Consider the following 13,947-nt stretch of genomic DNA (forward strand, 5'->3'; position numbering starts at 1 on the left):
TAGATAGGAAATGAAAAAAGCCAACCGCGAACGGTTGGCTTCTCTGAAGTATTTGGTAGGCCGTGCGGGATTCGAACCTGCGACCAACGGATTAAAAGTCCGCTGCTCTACCAGCTGAGCTAACGACCCAAAAACTTTGACTACTTGCTGCGGTAACACTGTGCGGTATCGCTTGCCATGACGGCATGCAAACAAACCACAAATTCTTGGTAGGCCGTGCGGGATTCGAACCTGCGACCAACGGATTAAAAGTCCGCTGCTCTACCAGCTGAGCTAACGACCCAAGGGCGGCTATTATGACGGCCAACGGCGGTTTTGGGAAGGGCCGGGGTGGAAAAACCTGGCATGGGCGTCATGCGCGGTCCAACGTGCATAGGCAACCTTCCATTTATACTACCAAAGACCTTCACGTCGCCGTTCCCGAGCGCTGGTGCAGAACATGAGGGAACTGATCATTTTCCGCGCCATCCGGGACTGGTCACGCGCGGCGTGCTGTCATGCCATCGCCAGCGTGTTTGCTGCCGGCGCCGTGCTGCTGGTGGGACTGGTCTTCCTGCTGTTCCTGCCGGAATTGCCCCTGGAAGGGCATCCGGCGACGCAGACGAAGGACGATCAGTAGCGTTCCAGCCAGTGCGCGTAGGGCGCCGGCAGGGTCCACGAGGCGCGCTCGACGCCGAGCTCCTTGGCGGCAAAATATGCCCAGTGCGGATTGGCCAGGTGCGCCTTGCCCACCATCACCACGTCCAGCTGTTCTTCCTTGACGACGCGCTCGGCGATGGCCGGCGTGCCGAAGCCCCAGGCGGACGAGACGGGCACGCCCGCTTCGCGGCGCACGCGCTCGGCAATCGGACCCATGAAGGCCGGACCCCACGGAATCGCCACGTCGGGAATCGTGAAGCCCATGCTGACGCTGAGCATATCCATGCCGGCATCCTTGAACTGGCGCACGAGGGCTATCGATTCGAGCAGGGTTTGCTCGTCGCGGCCATCGAATTCCAGCACGCCGAAGCGGATCGTCAGCGGCAGGTGCTCGGGCCACACTTCGCGCACGGCTTTCAAGGTTTCCAGCAGGAAGCGGCTGCGGTTTTCCACGCTGCCGCCATAGATGTCGTCGCGCTGATTCGAGTGGGCTGAAAAGAAGCTTTGCGCCAGGTAGCCGTGGGCGAAGTGCAGTTCCAGCCATTCGAAGCCCACTTCGCGGGCGCGCACGGCCGCGTCGACGAAGTTCTGCTTCACCCGGGCGATATCGTCGAGGTCCATGGCGCGCGGCACTTTCGGCAGGCCGCCGCCAAAGGCGATGGCGGACGGGGCGATGGTTTGCCAGCCGCGTGCGTCGCCCTCAGCGATATGGTCGTCGCCTTCCCATGGGCGGTTGGCGCTGGCCTTGCGGCCCGCGTGGGCGATCTGGATGCCGGGCACGGAGCCGGCCGCCTTGATGGCCTTCACGACAGGCACGAAGGCTTGCGCCAGGTCATCGTTCCAGATGCCCGTGCAGCCTGGTGTGATGCGGCCTTCGGGCGCCACGGCCGTCGCTTCGACGATCACCAGGCCGGCGCCGCCACGGGCCATGCCCGCATAGTGCGACAGATGCCAGTCGTTGGCCTGGCCATCGACGGCCATGTATTGACACATCGGCGGCACGGCGATGCGGTTGCGCAGGGTGATGCCTTTGAGGGTGTAGGGCTGGAAGAGGGCGGACATGGTGGCCTTTGTGTTTGTTGGTGGAAGTATTGGGGAATACTGATTCGTTAGTTCGTAAATATTCGAAGAATGGAATTAGTATAGCGCATGCTGTATGATTCTGCTCATGCGCCCACACAAACATCCTCCCGCCAGCGAATTCGTGCTTGAACGCGTGCTCTACGCCTTGAGCGACTCCATTCGCCTCGACATCGTGCGCCACCTGGCCAGAGTCGACGCGGCCGCTTGCGGCGACCTCGACGGCGGACGGCCGAAGTCGACCGTTTCCCACCATTTCAAGGTCTTGCGCGAAGCGGGCCTCGTCTATACGGAAAACGCGGGCACGACGCACATGAATACCTTGCGCCGCGCCGATATCGAAAGCCGCTTCCCCGGCTTGCTGGACGCCATCTTGGCGCAGCAGCCATTGGCGCCCAAGGCGCCGGACGCGGGCGGGCAGGGCGTGTAGCGGCCTGCCGTGCCCCGCCATCTTCCAGGCTCGGCTATGATATCGGCCTTTCGGTAAGTCCCCGGCCGCGCGCCTGTTGCGCGATGGGCTGGCGACGCTACCTGGCACGGCAAGGGATGGGAATGACGGCAGCAGCAGTGGTATCACAGGCGGACCTGGCAAATCGTCCGCAGTTTGGCTGGATCAATGGTTTGAAGGCAGGCGCGGCGCAGTTGATCGTGTTGCATCACCTGGCGTTTTACGGCCCCATGTCCGACTATGTGCAGCCCATGTGGCCCGCATTGCTGGACTGGCTGGGCGGCAGTGCGCGCATCGCCGTGCAAGTGTTTCTCGTCATCGGCGGCTTTCTCGTCGCCAAATCCCTGTCACCCGCCGGCCGCCCCGGCATCGCCACCCCGCTACAGGCGATCTGGCGCCGCTATGCCAAGCTGGCGCCGCCTTTCCTGGCTGCCACCTTGCTCGCCGCCGTGATTACGCCGGTCGCCGGCATCTGGATGATGCATGACTCCATGTCGGCCGCCGTCACCCTGGGCCAGCTGAGCGCCCATGCCTTGTTGCTGCATGGCGTGCTCGGTTATGAGTCGCTGTCCGCCGGCGCCTGGTACGTGGCCATCGATTTCCAGCTGTACCTGCTGACGGTATCGCTGTTGTGGTTGGGCGGCCGCCTGGCGGGCCAGCGGCGCGGGCACTGGCTGATGCCGTTGGCCGTCACCGCGGGCATCACCTTTTCCCTGCTGTATTTCAATCTCGACGCGGACTGGGACAATTGGGCGCCGTATTTCTTCGGCAGCTATGGCCTTGGCATGCTGGCCTGGTGGGCCAGCGATCCGGCCCGCAAACCCGGCGCCATGACCGCGCTCATGGCCATGGCCGCAGTGCCCGTCCTGCTGGCCCTGGCCATCGATTACCGTAGCCGCATAGCCCTGGCCCTGATCGTCGCCTGCGCCCTGTTCCTGTTCGGCCGCGCCCGCACGCCATCCCAAGGCGGCGCCTGGAACATCATCAATGCGCTGGGGCGGATCTCGTATGCCGTGTTTCTCGTCCACTTCCCCGTCAGCCTGCTGGTGAATGCCTTGTTCATCACGTATGTGCCGCTCGAGCCGGAATGGCAAGCGCTGGGCATGCTTACAGCCTGGGCTGCCAGCCTGGCGGCCGGCGCCGCGTTTTACCGCTGGGTGGAGGTGCCGCTGGGGCGGGTGATGGGTGGTGTGCTGGCGCATCTTGCCGGCAGGCCGGCGTTGGCGTCGCGTTAAGGGTGGCGATGTAGCAGTCCCGATGGCGCCCTTGCTCGCGAAACAGGGCTGGCTGTTTCTATTATTTGTTACTACAATAAATAATGAGAATCACTTTTGATGCTGTCAAGCGTGAAAAGACGCTCAGGGAGCGTGGTCTCGACTTTGCGCGTGCGCGTGTAGTGTTTGACGGGCTCACCATTACGCTGCCGGACCAGCGCCAGGACTGCGGCGAACCCCGCTTCATCACTGCAGGCTGGCTCGACGAGCGCCTGGTTGTACTGGTCTGGACGCCGCGTGGCCGGGCGCGCAGAATCATCAGCATGAGGAAGGCAAATGAACGCGAAATCGACAAATACAAGCAAAGCCTGGGTTGATCCCGACGATGCGCCTGAATTGACGGACGGTTTTTTCGAGCAGGGTGTCTGGCAAGTGGGCGACAAGCCCGTTTCCCGTCCCGACGCGCGGCAGGAAGCGGCACGCCGCCGCGGCAGACCCGCTGGCACTGGCGGCAAGGTCAGCACGACCATACGCTTCGATGCAGAGATTCTCGACGCCTTCAAGGCCACCGGTGATGGGTGGCAAACGCGCATGAATGAGGCGCTGAAGGAGTGGCTGCGATCCAGGCAAACCTAGAAAACAAAAAAGCCAACCGCGAACGGTTGGCTTCTCTGTAGAATTTGGTAGGCCGTGCGGGATTCGAACCTGCGACCAACGGATTAAAAGTCCGCTGCTCTACCAGCTGAGCTAACGACCCAAAAACTTTTTACAACAACTTCGGTAACACTGTGCCGTAAAAAAATGCTTGCTATAACAACTCGCAAGCAGATCAGTACTGCGTATTCGTGGTAGGCCGTGCGGGATTCGAACCTGCGACCAACGGATTAAAAGTCCGCTGCTCTACCAGCTGAGCTAACGACCCGAAGAAGAAAGATTATAGGGGGTGCCCGGGATTCTGTCAAACCTAACGGGCAACTTTTTCCCCGCTTTTACTTTTTGCCGCCCCGTTCCTTGGCCGCCTGGGCCGCGCTGGAGTCCGGGTAGCGCGAGATCAGCGCGTTCAGCGTCTTGGTCGCGTTCGGCTTGTCTTTCAGCTCCGTGTAGCAGCTGGCGATGTTGAGCATGGCATCGGCCGCCTTCGGGCTATCCGGGTAGTTCTTCAGCACTGCCTGCTGGGCCGTGATGGCGCTCTTGCAGTCGCGCTGGGCGTAATAGGCGTTGCCCAGCCAGTATTGCGCGTTGGCCGCGTAGGCCGATTCCGGGTAGCGTTTCACGAAGCCGTCCAGCGCCGTGACGGCGCCCTTGTAGTCGCCCGACTTGAACAGGCCGAACGCGGATTCGTACGCGCTTTGCTCGGAGACGCCCACGGCCGCTTCCTGGCCGTCGATGGTGACCTGGCGCGGCTCGAGCTTGCGCAGGCGCGCGTCGATGTCGGTGTAGAAATCCTTCTGGCGCTTTTGCACATTCGCCAGGTCGTTACCGAGCACTTCGATCTGGCCGCGCAGGCGAGCGATCTCTTGCATGGTCTGGTCGTGCTGGTTGATCAGGCTCAAGGTGCTGGTCTTGTCCGCCTTGGTGTCGATGCGGCTGTTCAGGTCGCGCGCCATGGCGTCGACCTTGGCGCGCAGCTCGAGGATGGCCTTGCGTGCTTCGTCGTCGTCGAACAGGGCGGCGTTGGCGTGCAGGGGCAGGTAGGCAAACGCGGCCATCAAGGCGGCGGCGACGCCGGCTTTCGAGAATGTCATCATGGGTCGGGCTTTCAAAGGTTACGCAAAACATGCAAACGGGGCGCCGGGCGGTGAATCACCGCGCTGCGCCCCATTATTATGCCTATGACTGGCCAGTTAGGTAAGCGTCAATGCTGCGGCGCTCACCCCTGAACATCAATAAACGATGTCAGCGCGGCGGTTTTCTGCCCATGCTGCTTCGTTGCTGCCTTGAGCTTTAGGCTTTTCTTTGCCCAGCGACACGGCTTCCATTTGGCCTTCTGGCACGCCCAGGGCGGCCATCGACTTGCGCACGGCTTCAGCACGTTTCTGACCCAGGGCCAGATTGTACTCAGCGCCACCGCGTTCATCGGTGTTACCTTGGATCAGGATCTTGCGGCTAGGCGTTTTCACCAGGTAGCCAGCGTGGTTTTGCACGACTGGGGTGTCCGCTTCGCGCACGACGTACTTGTCGAAGTCGAAGTAGATGCTGCGGTTAGCCAGCACGCCTTTTGGATCGTCCAGTGGATCGACCGATGCGGTCGTCACTGGCTGAACTTGACGGGTGTCAACTGGAGCAACGACTTTTTCAGGAGCGCGCTCAACCACTGGGGTTTCTGCGACTTTGACTGGGGTGCTGCAGGCGGACAGCAGGGCTGCGGTAGCGGCGATGAAAGCCAAACTTTTAAAGTTACTCATTTTTATTCTCCGGGTCATGGTTAAAGGTGAAACTGTACAGCATTTACTTCATAAAAGGACCCCAGGTGGGCTCCTTGATATTGCCAGCTTGCGTAGTCAAACGCTGTTTGACGCGGCCATCCACCGATACCACTGCCAGCGACTTGCGTCGTCCGGATTCGGTCGCGTACATGATATATTTCCCGTTGGGCGAAAAGCTCGGTGATTCGTCGTTGGCGGTGTCCGACAGGCGCAGTTCCTGGCCACTAGCCAGGTCAAGCGCGTAGAGCTGGAAATTGCCGTCGCGACGGGAAATATAAGCGAGTGTCTTCCCGTCGGATGAAATCCGCGGGCTGATATTGTAGGAGCCGCCAAACGTCACGCGCTTGGCTTCGCCGCCGCTGACCGACATGCGGTAGATTTGTGGTCCGCCGCTGCGATCGCTGGTGAAGTAAATGCTTTGGCCATCGGCCGAGAATTGAGGTTCCGTATCGATGCCGCTGCTGCTGCTGACGCGGCGCAAGCCGCTGCCGTCGGCATTGACGGTGTAGACCTGGGTATGGCCATCGCGCGACAGGGCCACGGCCAGGCGCGAGCCGTCCGGGCTCCAGCTCGGCGCCGAATTGCTGCCTTTTTCATTCGACACGATGGTGCGCTGGCGCGTCACCAGATTTTGCACGTAGACAATCGGCTTTTTCTTTTCAAACGACACATACGCGACCTTGGTGCCATCCGGCGACCACGACGGCGAAATGATCGGTTCGTTCGAGCGCAGGGCGACCTGGATGCCTTCGCCATCGGCGTCGGCCACTTCCAGGCGGTATTCGCGGCCCGATTGCGTGACGTAGGCGATGCGCGTGGCGAACGCGCCCTTGACGCCTGTCAGTTTTTCATAGATGTCATCGGCGATCTTGTGCGCCAGCAAGCGGTTGAACTGCGGCGCGGCCGCATTGTTCATGCTGGAGATCTGGGCGCCCTTGATGGTGTCGAACAGCTTGTAGCGCACGTCCAGGCGGCCATCGGCCATGCTTTGCACGGTGCCGGCCGCCAGCGCGTCGGCGCCGCGCGACTTCCACTGTTCGTAGCTGACGGGCGCCGTTTCCGATACGGGCGCATCGGCGTCGATCAGCTTGAACACGCCGCTGCGCGCCAGGTCGGCCTTGATAATGCCCGACAGCGATTGCGGCGCCGCCGATTCATTGACGAAGCTGGAGACAGCCACCGGGATCTGGTTGCTGCCGATCCCCGTAATCTCCACGCGCAGCTGCGCCTGGGCGCTTGACGCTCCCAGCACCAGGCTGGCGCAGAGCACGACATAGCTCATTTTTTTCATGGTCATCATTTAGGCAAATCCTTCATCTCGAATATGAGTTCAATCTCGCGTTCCACGGTGCCGTCTTTTTTCTTCGGCAGTGGCGACGATTTATTAATGGCGTTTTCCACCGAGCTGTCATACGCCGGCAGGCCGCTACTTTTAATCTTTCGGACCGAAATAATTTCCCCAGTTGGCAGTTGCTCGATCTTGAACACGGCGCGCGGGTTGCCCGGCACGTCCGTGCTACCGCTGTACGCGATATTGCTCTTGATCTTGCTCGTCAGGGCAGCGACATAGCCGCTGTCCTTGCGTGGCGCGGTCGCTTTCGCGGCCGTGCCCGTCGTGCCGGCGCCCGCCGCACCCGTGATGCGGCTCATTTCCGCGGCACGCGCCTTGTCGGCGGCTTTTTTCTCTTCCGCCGCTTTTTTCGCCTTGGCGGCTTTTTCCGCCGCTGCCTTTTTCTCGGACAGTTCTTTCTCGGCTTTTTCTTCCGCCGCTTTTTCTTTCTCTTTGGCTTCCTTGGCTTTCTCCAGCTTGTCGGCCTTTTCTTTTTCCAGCTTTTCAGCCTTGTCTTTTTCTTTCTGCTTCTGTTTTTCCAGTTCGCGCTTTTCTTCCTCGCGTTCCTTCAATTCCTGCTTGCGGCGTTCTTCCGCTGCCGCTTTGTCTTTTTCTTCCTTCAGCTTGGCCTTCTTGCGCTCGAGGGCGATCTCCGCCTCGCGCAGGTCGACCTTCGGCTCGGGCGCTGCCACGGGCGGCGGTGGCGGCGGGGCCGGCTGTTCCACTTGCGGTTCCGGCGGCGGCGCCGGTGTCGGCTCCGGTTCCGTCGCCACTTCAGGCGGCGGCGCGGCCGTCTGCACTTTCATATCCCACACTTCCGCTTCGACGGCGACAGGTTCCGTATTTTGCCAGTGTACGCCCACCCACAGGAAAAACAGCAGCCCAAGGTGCATCGCCAGCGCCAGGCCCAGCGAGGGCCAGCGGCTGCGTTCGCGCGGCACGCTGTAGGGCTTGCCGAGTACATGGTCGATTTGTTTGTTCTGCAAAGTCTAGTCTATCTAAAAACGGTCAAGTCTGGAAACAGGGTGCTGCGCTTACTTGGTGGCCAGGCCGACGCGGGTAATGCCCATCTTTTTCGCTTCCGAAATGAGCTGGATCACATCGTCGTACTTGCTTTCCTTGTCGCCCGCGATCATCACGGGATAGTCGGGATTACTTTCATGCAAACCGCGCAGCTTGCGCAGCAGGGCGTCGCGGTTCGGTTCCGTTTCCGGCGACAGCTGTTCCTTGCCGATGACGCCGATCGACAGTGAACCATTCGGCTTCAGCACGATCTGAATATAGTCATCGGGCGGTTTGGCCGACTTTTCCGCGTTGGGCAAGTTCACCACGCTGGGATTGTTCGACGACGGCATCACCATGAAAATGATCAGCAGTACCAGCATCACGTCGATATACGGCACGACGTTGATCTCGGACTTGAACTTGCGGCCACGGCCACCGCGCATGCCGCCGCTATTGAATGAGGAACCCATGGACGCTGCTCCCTCTTAGCGCGACTGGCGCTGCAGGATGTTGGAGAATTCCTCGACGAAGCTTTCGAAGCGGATCGCCAGACGGTCGATGTCATGCGAAAAACGGTTGTAGGCGACGACGGCGGGAATGGCCGCGAACAGGCCGATGGCGGTGGCGATCAGCGCTTCGGCGATGCCGGGCGCGACGGCGGCCAGGGTGGCTTGCTGTACGTTGGCCAGGCCGCGGAAGGCGTTCATGATGCCCCAGACGGTGCCGAGCAGACCGATGTACGGCGAGACGGAGCCGACGGAAGCGAGGAAGGCCAGGTGCGATTCGAGCACGTCCATTTCACGCTGAAACGCGGCGCGCATGGCGCGGCGTGCGCCGTCGAGCACGGCGCCCACGTCCAGCGCTTCGCGCGAACCGTAGGAAGCCTTGCCCTTGATGAATTCGCCCATGCCGGCGTCGAAGATGCGGGCCAGCGCGCCGCTCTGGTCGCGGTTGCCGCTGGCGTTCTGGTGCAGCGCATGCAGGTTGCCGCCGGCCCAGAAGCTGCGTTCGAATTCGATGGTTTGCTTGCGCGCCTGGCGCACGGCAAACATCTTGCGGAAAATGTAGGTCCAGCTGGTCAGGGAAATCAGCAGCAGCAGGGCCATGATCAGTTGCACGATCAAATGGGCATTGGAGATGAGCGCGAGGAAAGAAAGATCTTGTGTAACGTTCATTGGCTGGCAGTCTGTTGGGTGAATTGTCCGGGAGTGGCGGGTAGGGCTCAGGCGGCGCGCATGCGGGCCGCGACTGCATCAGGCACGGCGCGCGGGCGCAGTGCCGAATCGACGCAGCCGATCTTGACGCGGGCCGTATTGAGCAGGCGGTCGCCGCACCAGGCTTGTTGCAGGAAAACGATGGAGGCGCGCCCCATTTTTTCTATGCTTAAGGTTAATCTTACCGTGTCATCGAGCCTGGCTGGCGCATGATAGTCGGCGTTGACGCTTTTGACAACGAACATTGCATCGTGCTGCTCCAGCAATTCCTGCTGGCCCACGTCGATGGCGCGCAGCCATTCGGTACGCGCGCGTTCGAAGAATTTCAGGTAATTTGCGTAATAGACGATGCCGCCGGCGTCGGTGTCTTCATAGTAGACACGTACGTTCCAGGTAAAGACTGAAGGCATGTTTATTGCGCCAGTAGTGAGATTGAGCAACATTTTACGCGATTTTTCTTCTTGTGACTGTGGGCGCTTGCTGGAAAGCCATGCAAAAGCTGCATATAAGTTGCACCGCAGCATTGTAAATCCGGCGTGTGCAATGGCAAGCCTCGTAACATACGCTTACATGCCATGGCCAGGTTTAAGTTCAGCTTAAAAGCCGCAGTCATGCCCGGGGCAGCTTGTGGCCGCACCCTGGCAGGGGTGGCGCGCGGCGATTATAGCCGCACGGTTGCATTCCTTGCTCAATTTGGGCACTTAACTTACAATTTGTCTTCCATTACGTCTCACGTGACTGGCGAAAAGTCGGGCGATCTCCATGAATGGCGATCGGCAAACCGGCGAAAGGTGGGCATCCACCGGGAAACGTGAGATTTTTCATCAGCCGTTCGCCTGGGTAGCCACTATGGAAAAGCACGAAGAGGCTGCCTGTCCAATGTTGTTATTCACTTAACGCCGGCTCCCCTCATTCGATCCAACCTGCCAGTACAAGCACCCTCATACTTGGAGTTTTTACATGTTTGCAAAAGATCACAACCTCGCCAACGTCGATCCTGAATTGTTCGCCGTCATCCAAAAAGAGAATACGCGCCAGCACGACCACATCGAACTGATCGCGTCGGAGAACTACACGTCGCCAGCCGTAATGGAAGCGCAAGGCTCGCAGCTGACGAATAAATATGCCGAAGGCTACCCAGGCAAGCGCTACTACGGTGGCTGCGAATACGTCGATGTGGCCGAGCAACTGGCCATCGACCGCGTGAAACAGCTGTTCGGCGCCGAATGCGCGAACGTGCAGCCGAATTCCGGCTCGCAGGCGAACCAGGGCGTGTTCTTCGCCATGCTGAAACCAGGCGACCTGATCATGGGTATGTCGCTGGCCGAAGGCGGCCACCTGACCCACGGCATGCCGCTGAACATGTCCGGCAAATGGTTTGACGTCGTCTCCTACGGCTTGACGGCGGAAGAAGACATCGACTACGAGGCAATGGAGCGCCTGGCCCGCGAACGCAAGCCGAAACTGATCATCGCTGGCGCGTCGGCGTTCTCGAAAAAGATCGACTTCGAACGCTTCAGCAAGATCGCCAAGGAAGTTGGCGCGTATTTCATGGTCGACATGGCCCACTACGCCGGCCTGATCGCCGCCGGCCTGTACCCGAACCCGGTGCCGTTCGCCGACTTCGTCACCTCGACCACGCATAAATCCCTGCGCGGCCCGCGCGGCGGCATCATCCTGATGAAGGCCGAACACGAAAAAGCCATCAACTCGGCCATCTTCCCTGGCATCCAGGGCGGCCCGCTGATGCACGTGATCGCCGGCAAGGCCGTCGCCTTCAAGGAAGCGCTGAGCCCTGAATTCGTCGAATACCAGAAGCAAGTGATCAAGAACGCCGACGTGCTGGCGAAAACCCTGATCAAGCGCGGCCTGCGCATCGTGTCTGGCGGCACCGAATCGCACGTCATGCTGGTCGACCTGCGCGCCAAGAACCTGACGGGCAAGGAAGCCGAAGCCATCCTCGGTTCCGCGCACATCACCTGCAACAAGAACGGCATCCCGAACGACCCGCAAAAGCCATTCGTCACCTCGGGCATCCGCCTGGGCAGCCCGGCGATGACGACGCGCGGTTTCAAGGAAGCGCAAGCGGAAGAAGTGGGCAACCTGATCGCCGACGTGCTGGACAATCCGCATGACGCCGCCACCATCGAGCGCGTGAAAGCGGCCGTGAAAGTGCTGGCCGACGCGCACCCTGTGTACGCTGCATAATTATTTGTCCAGAATGTGTCATACGGAGTAAGATTCTGTATGACACATTCCAGTCGTGCCCAAGGGCGCCCGGAGTGATTCGGGCGCCCTTTGTACAAGGGCGGCGATTTCCCGTAATTATTACTATAAAGTTGTAGCCAGCCCATGAAATGTCCATTTTGCCAGCACGGCGACACCCAGGTTCTCGATACGCGCGTATCGGAGGAAGGGGATGCCATTCGGCGCCGCCGCCGCTGCGGCAAATGCGACAAGCGTTTTACCACGTACGAGCGCATTGAACTTATCATGCCGGCCGTCGTCAAAAAGAATGGCAGCCGGACGGAGTTCGCTGCGGATAAGTTGCGCGGCAGTTTGATGCTGGCCTTGCGCAAGCGTCCCGTCGCGGCCGCCTCCGTGGATACGGCCATCGCGTCCATCCAGGAAAAACTGTTGACCAGCGGCTTGCGCGAAGTCGATTCCGGCTATATCGGCGAACTCGTCATGCAAGAATTGAAGCGCCTGGACAAGATCGCCTACATCCGCTTCGCCTCCGTTTACAAGAACTTCGAAGACCTGGCCGAGTTCCAGGATGCGATTGCCGAAGTGGGACAGGCACGCAAGCCCTGACGTTCACTTCGCCGACAACGGGGCTACTCATGCGCCCCGTTTTCACCACGCCAGCGTTCGGCTGGCAAGCGGCCTGATCAATTCAACGCAGTTCTTCTCACCTTATCGCTGTCCTGTTTGCGCTAGCGCAGATCCGGTTTTTTGCGCGCGCCTATCTTGTAGCTGGGCCGCGTGTTCTTGCGACTCTTTCTGCGGAAGGGAGTAGCGCATGCGCAATGGCGGTCGCACTATGTTTCCTGCGGGTGGCAGCAGCCTCGTCGAGGTGCTCGTGTCGCTGCTGCTGTTGGCGCTGGGCCTGCTCGGTGCCAGCATCCTGCAACTGAACGCCCTGCGCGCGCGCCATGAGTCGGCGTTGTTGTCGGCGGGCGTGCAACTGGCCGCCGGCATGGCCGAGCGCATGCGTGCAAACAGCGTGCTCATGAATGGACCCGATGCGGGCAATCCCTACCTGAACGTGGCGTACGCGGCGGCGGACGGCGTCGACGCTGGCGGCGGTGCGCCGGACTGCTTCGGTGCCGCCGCCTGCGGTGCGGCTGAACTGGCGCAATTCGATATCGCCGAATGGAAGCAACGGCTGTATGCGGCCTTGCCCGGCGCGCGTCTGCACATTTGCCGGGACCTCGCCGCGTGGGACGCCGCTGCCGAGGGTTTGCACTGGGCTTGCAGCGGCGGCAAGGGGGCGCCCATCGTCATCAAGCTGGGCTGGCGCGCCCGTCTGCCCGATGGCTCGTCCGCGGAGAATGCGGCAGGCGAGTCGCTGCCCAGGCTGGCATTCCAGCTGGGCGGAGGCGGGGCATGAACCGCGTGCCTGCCGCGTGGCGCCGGCATCGTGGCATGAGCTTGGTGGAATTGCTGGTGGCCCTATCGCTCGGTGCGCTGTTGATGTTGGCGGCCAGTAGCGTGTTGCTGGCGGCCAGCGGCAGCTATGGCGACCAGTCCGCCAGCGCGCGGCTGGATGACAACGGCCGCTATGCGCTCGATACCATCGCCCGCGCCGTGCGCCAGACGGCGTACGTGAACTGGGATAGCAGCGCCGCGCCCGTCGCCCATGCCGATGACGACAGCGCCAATGTGGCCGGGCTCGACGCGCGCAGCCTGGGCAAGAACAGCGAAGGCATCAGCGGCGCGCTGCCCGGCGCCCTGCATGGCAGCGATGTGCTGGCCTTGCGCTATTACGGCGCCGGCAAGGAAGAGGGCGGCGACGGTTCCGTGCTCAATTGCGCGGGTTTTGGCGTGGGCGCCGCGCAAACGGAGGCGCAGCGGGGCTGGAGCATTTTCTATGTGGCGCAGGGCGCCGATGGCGAGGGCGAGCTACGCTGCAAATACCGTGGCGCGAACGGCTGGGGCGCGGACGCCATCATCCGCGGCGTCGATGCTTTCCAGGTGCTGTATGGCCTCGACACGGATACGCCTGCCGACGGCGTGGCGAACCGCTATATCAACGCCAGCGCGCTCGACGCCTACGATGCGGCGCTGGTGCTGGTTGGCGCGGACGCGGCCGCGCGTCAGCGCGATTTTCACCGGCGCACGCACTGGAAGCGCGTGGCCAGCGTGCGCGTGGCGCTGCTATTGCATGGCGAGGCGGGCCAGGCGGACAAGATGGCGGAACTGGGGCCGGCGCAGTTCGATCTGTTCGGCAAGGCGTATGCCGAGGCGCACGGCGCCGGGGACACGGGCGTGCGCATTGCGCGCGCGTCCTTGCCCGCCGCAACGCGCTCCCGGCTGCGGCAACTGGCGCAGACGAGCATCATGCTGCGCAACGGGCCGGCCTAGGCGG

Annotated in this window: 17 protein-coding genes, 4 tRNA genes and 1 riboswitch; of the genes, 9 read left to right on the forward strand and 12 right to left on the reverse strand. The window is 61.4% G+C overall.

From position 1 onward, the window contains the following. Nucleotides 1-53 precede the first annotated feature (53 nt). Both LSO07_RS09230 and LSO07_RS09235 read right to left on the reverse strand, forming a co-directional pair. Nucleotides 54-129, reverse strand: a tRNA-Lys gene (locus LSO07_RS09230). A gap of 78 nt (nucleotides 130-207) precedes the next feature. Continuing rightward, nucleotides 208-283: transfer RNA gene (locus LSO07_RS09235), tRNA-Lys, on the reverse strand. A 156-nt stretch (nucleotides 284-439) separates the two neighbouring features. On the opposite strand from LSO07_RS09235, the gene LSO07_RS09240 reads away from it, so the two are divergent. Next, nucleotides 440-619 (forward strand): hypothetical protein, encoded by a 180-nt coding sequence (locus tag LSO07_RS09240; RefSeq protein ID WP_151093487.1) that lies wholly within the window; start codon nucleotides 440-442, stop codon nucleotides 617-619. On the opposite strand, the gene LSO07_RS09245 is transcribed toward LSO07_RS09240, so the two are convergent. Beyond that, nucleotides 613-1,701 (reverse strand): NADH:flavin oxidoreductase/NADH oxidase, encoded by a 1,089-nt coding sequence (locus LSO07_RS09245; RefSeq protein ID WP_151093489.1) that lies wholly within the window; start codon nucleotides 1,699-1,701, stop codon nucleotides 613-615. The two genes, LSO07_RS09240 and LSO07_RS09245, sit on opposite strands and share 7 nt — an antisense overlap. Before the next feature lie 106 nt (nucleotides 1,702-1,807). Here LSO07_RS09245 and LSO07_RS09250 point away from each other — a divergent pair, with 106 nt between their 5' ends. From LSO07_RS09250 to LSO07_RS09265, 4 genes are all read left to right on the forward strand, one after another. Then, nucleotides 1,808-2,149: an ArsR/SmtB family transcription factor gene (locus tag LSO07_RS09250; RefSeq protein WP_151093491.1), complete on the forward strand. Its 342-nt coding sequence runs from the start codon at nucleotides 1,808-1,810 to the stop codon at nucleotides 2,147-2,149. A 122-nt stretch (nucleotides 2,150-2,271) separates the two neighbouring features. Then, complete coding sequence (locus tag LSO07_RS09255; protein ID WP_151093493.1) at nucleotides 2,272-3,402, forward strand: acyltransferase family protein; 1,131 nt, start codon at nucleotides 2,272-2,274, stop codon at nucleotides 3,400-3,402. Nucleotides 3,403-3,485: 83 nt separating this feature from the next. Further along, entirely contained in the window at nucleotides 3,486-3,758 is a 273-nt protein-coding gene (locus tag LSO07_RS09260) for a BrnT family toxin (RefSeq protein ID WP_151093495.1), read from the forward strand. Then, nucleotides 3,718-4,017 (forward strand): BrnA antitoxin family protein, encoded by a 300-nt coding sequence (locus tag LSO07_RS09265; RefSeq protein WP_151093497.1) that lies wholly within the window; start codon nucleotides 3,718-3,720, stop codon nucleotides 4,015-4,017. Before LSO07_RS09260 ends, LSO07_RS09265 begins: the two co-directional genes overlap by 41 nt. A gap of 45 nt (nucleotides 4,018-4,062) precedes the next feature. On the opposite strand, the gene LSO07_RS09270 is transcribed toward LSO07_RS09265, so the two are convergent. From LSO07_RS09270 to ybgC, 9 genes are all read right to left on the reverse strand, one after another. Beyond that, nucleotides 4,063-4,138, reverse strand: a tRNA-Lys gene (locus tag LSO07_RS09270). A gap of 89 nt (nucleotides 4,139-4,227) precedes the next feature. Continuing rightward, nucleotides 4,228-4,303 (reverse strand) — tRNA-Lys (locus LSO07_RS09275). Nucleotides 4,304-4,370: 67 nt separating this feature from the next. Continuing rightward, nucleotides 4,371-5,129, reverse strand: a complete 759-nt coding sequence (gene ybgF, locus LSO07_RS09280; RefSeq protein ID WP_034786577.1) for a tol-pal system protein YbgF — start codon at nucleotides 5,127-5,129, stop codon at nucleotides 4,371-4,373. A 135-nt stretch (nucleotides 5,130-5,264) separates the two neighbouring features. Continuing rightward, nucleotides 5,265-5,786 carry a peptidoglycan-associated lipoprotein Pal gene (pal, locus tag LSO07_RS09285; RefSeq protein WP_034786578.1) on the reverse strand — a complete coding sequence of 174 codons (522 nt, stop codon included), beginning with the start codon at nucleotides 5,784-5,786 and terminating at the stop codon, nucleotides 5,265-5,267. Nucleotides 5,787-5,829: 43 nt separating this feature from the next. Further along, nucleotides 5,830-7,098, reverse strand: coding sequence for a Tol-Pal system beta propeller repeat protein TolB (gene tolB / locus LSO07_RS09290; RefSeq protein ID WP_404811485.1), 1,269 nt, complete (start codon nucleotides 7,096-7,098; stop codon nucleotides 5,830-5,832). A 5-nt stretch (nucleotides 7,099-7,103) separates the two neighbouring features. Beyond that, the gene (gene tolA, locus LSO07_RS09295) at nucleotides 7,104-8,123 is read right to left on the reverse strand and encodes a cell envelope integrity protein TolA (RefSeq protein WP_083299501.1); all 1,020 of its coding nucleotides are present in this window, start codon (nucleotides 8,121-8,123) and stop codon (nucleotides 7,104-7,106) included. A 48-nt stretch (nucleotides 8,124-8,171) separates the two neighbouring features. Beyond that, nucleotides 8,172-8,612, reverse strand: coding sequence for an ExbD/TolR family protein (locus LSO07_RS09300; RefSeq protein ID WP_223278896.1), 441 nt, complete (start codon nucleotides 8,610-8,612; stop codon nucleotides 8,172-8,174). A 15-nt stretch (nucleotides 8,613-8,627) separates the two neighbouring features. Further along, nucleotides 8,628-9,317, reverse strand: coding sequence for a protein TolQ (gene tolQ, locus LSO07_RS09305; RefSeq protein WP_034759183.1), 690 nt, complete (start codon nucleotides 9,315-9,317; stop codon nucleotides 8,628-8,630). 47 nt (nucleotides 9,318-9,364) lie between these two features. Further along, entirely contained in the window at nucleotides 9,365-9,766 is a 402-nt protein-coding gene (gene ybgC / locus LSO07_RS09310) for a tol-pal system-associated acyl-CoA thioesterase (RefSeq protein WP_046682324.1), read from the reverse strand. A 314-nt stretch (nucleotides 9,767-10,080) separates the two neighbouring features. Further along, a riboswitch (ZMP/ZTP riboswitch) is annotated at nucleotides 10,081-10,205 on the forward strand. 111 nt (nucleotides 10,206-10,316) lie between these two features. Here ybgC and glyA point away from each other — a divergent pair. The 4 genes from glyA to LSO07_RS09330 all read left to right on the forward strand — a co-directional run bounded on the left by glyA (nucleotide 10,317) and on the right by LSO07_RS09330 (nucleotide 13,943). Further along, nucleotides 10,317-11,564, forward strand: a complete 1,248-nt coding sequence (gene glyA / locus LSO07_RS09315) for a serine hydroxymethyltransferase (protein ID WP_034786580.1) — start codon at nucleotides 10,317-10,319, stop codon at nucleotides 11,562-11,564. 144 nt (nucleotides 11,565-11,708) lie between these two features. Beyond that, a complete protein-coding gene (gene nrdR, locus LSO07_RS09320) occupies nucleotides 11,709-12,170 on the forward strand; it encodes a transcriptional regulator NrdR (RefSeq protein ID WP_034759169.1) in 462 nt (153 codons plus the stop codon). A 229-nt stretch (nucleotides 12,171-12,399) separates the two neighbouring features. After that, the gene (pilV, locus tag LSO07_RS09325; RefSeq protein WP_151093501.1) at nucleotides 12,400-12,969 is read left to right on the forward strand and encodes a type IV pilus modification protein PilV; all 570 of its coding nucleotides are present in this window, start codon (nucleotides 12,400-12,402) and stop codon (nucleotides 12,967-12,969) included. Continuing rightward, nucleotides 12,966-13,943 (forward strand): PilW family protein, encoded by a 978-nt coding sequence (locus tag LSO07_RS09330; RefSeq protein ID WP_151093503.1) that lies wholly within the window; start codon nucleotides 12,966-12,968, stop codon nucleotides 13,941-13,943. Before pilV ends, LSO07_RS09330 begins: the two co-directional genes overlap by 4 nt. The last annotated feature ends 4 nt before the right edge of the window (nucleotides 13,944-13,947 follow it).

Origin of the sequence: Janthinobacterium sp. PLB04 (assembly GCF_021165895.1) — a bacterium.
GTDB classification, from domain to species: Bacteria; Pseudomonadota; Gammaproteobacteria; order Burkholderiales; family Burkholderiaceae_D; genus Janthinobacterium; species Janthinobacterium lividum.

Excerpts from the sequence above, each read along its gene's own strand:
- nrdR (WP_034759169.1), top strand. The coding sequence starts at position 11,709 with ATGAAATGTCCATTTTGCCAGCACGGCGACACCCAGGTTCTCGATACG.
- LSO07_RS09245 (WP_151093489.1), bottom strand. The coding sequence starts at position 1,701 with ATGTCCGCCCTCTTCCAGCCCTACACCCTCAAAGGCATCACCCTGCGC.
- LSO07_RS09250 (WP_151093491.1), top strand. The coding sequence starts at position 1,808 with ATGCGCCCACACAAACATCCTCCCGCCAGCGAATTCGTGCTTGAACGC.
- glyA (WP_034786580.1), top strand. The coding sequence starts at position 10,317 with ATGTTTGCAAAAGATCACAACCTCGCCAACGTCGATCCTGAATTGTTC.
- tolB (WP_404811485.1), bottom strand. The coding sequence starts at position 7,098 with ATGAAAAAAATGAGCTATGTCGTGCTCTGCGCCAGCCTGGTGCTGGGA.
- LSO07_RS09240 (WP_151093487.1), top strand. The coding sequence starts at position 440 with ATGAGGGAACTGATCATTTTCCGCGCCATCCGGGACTGGTCACGCGCG.
- ybgC (WP_046682324.1), bottom strand. The coding sequence starts at position 9,766 with ATGCCTTCAGTCTTTACCTGGAACGTACGTGTCTACTATGAAGACACC.
- ybgF (WP_034786577.1), bottom strand. The coding sequence starts at position 5,129 with ATGATGACATTCTCGAAAGCCGGCGTCGCCGCCGCCTTGATGGCCGCG.
- LSO07_RS09330 (WP_151093503.1), top strand. The coding sequence starts at position 12,966 with ATGAACCGCGTGCCTGCCGCGTGGCGCCGGCATCGTGGCATGAGCTTG.
- tolQ (WP_034759183.1), bottom strand. The coding sequence starts at position 9,317 with ATGAACGTTACACAAGATCTTTCTTTCCTCGCGCTCATCTCCAATGCC.
- pal (WP_034786578.1), bottom strand. The coding sequence starts at position 5,786 with ATGAGTAACTTTAAAAGTTTGGCTTTCATCGCCGCTACCGCAGCCCTG.
- LSO07_RS09255 (WP_151093493.1), top strand. The coding sequence starts at position 2,272 with ATGACGGCAGCAGCAGTGGTATCACAGGCGGACCTGGCAAATCGTCCG.
- LSO07_RS09265 (WP_151093497.1), top strand. The coding sequence starts at position 3,718 with ATGAACGCGAAATCGACAAATACAAGCAAAGCCTGGGTTGATCCCGAC.
- LSO07_RS09300 (WP_223278896.1), bottom strand. The coding sequence starts at position 8,612 with ATGGGTTCCTCATTCAATAGCGGCGGCATGCGCGGTGGCCGTGGCCGC.
- pilV (WP_151093501.1), top strand. The coding sequence starts at position 12,400 with ATGTTTCCTGCGGGTGGCAGCAGCCTCGTCGAGGTGCTCGTGTCGCTG.
- LSO07_RS09260 (WP_151093495.1), top strand. The coding sequence starts at position 3,486 with ATGAGAATCACTTTTGATGCTGTCAAGCGTGAAAAGACGCTCAGGGAG.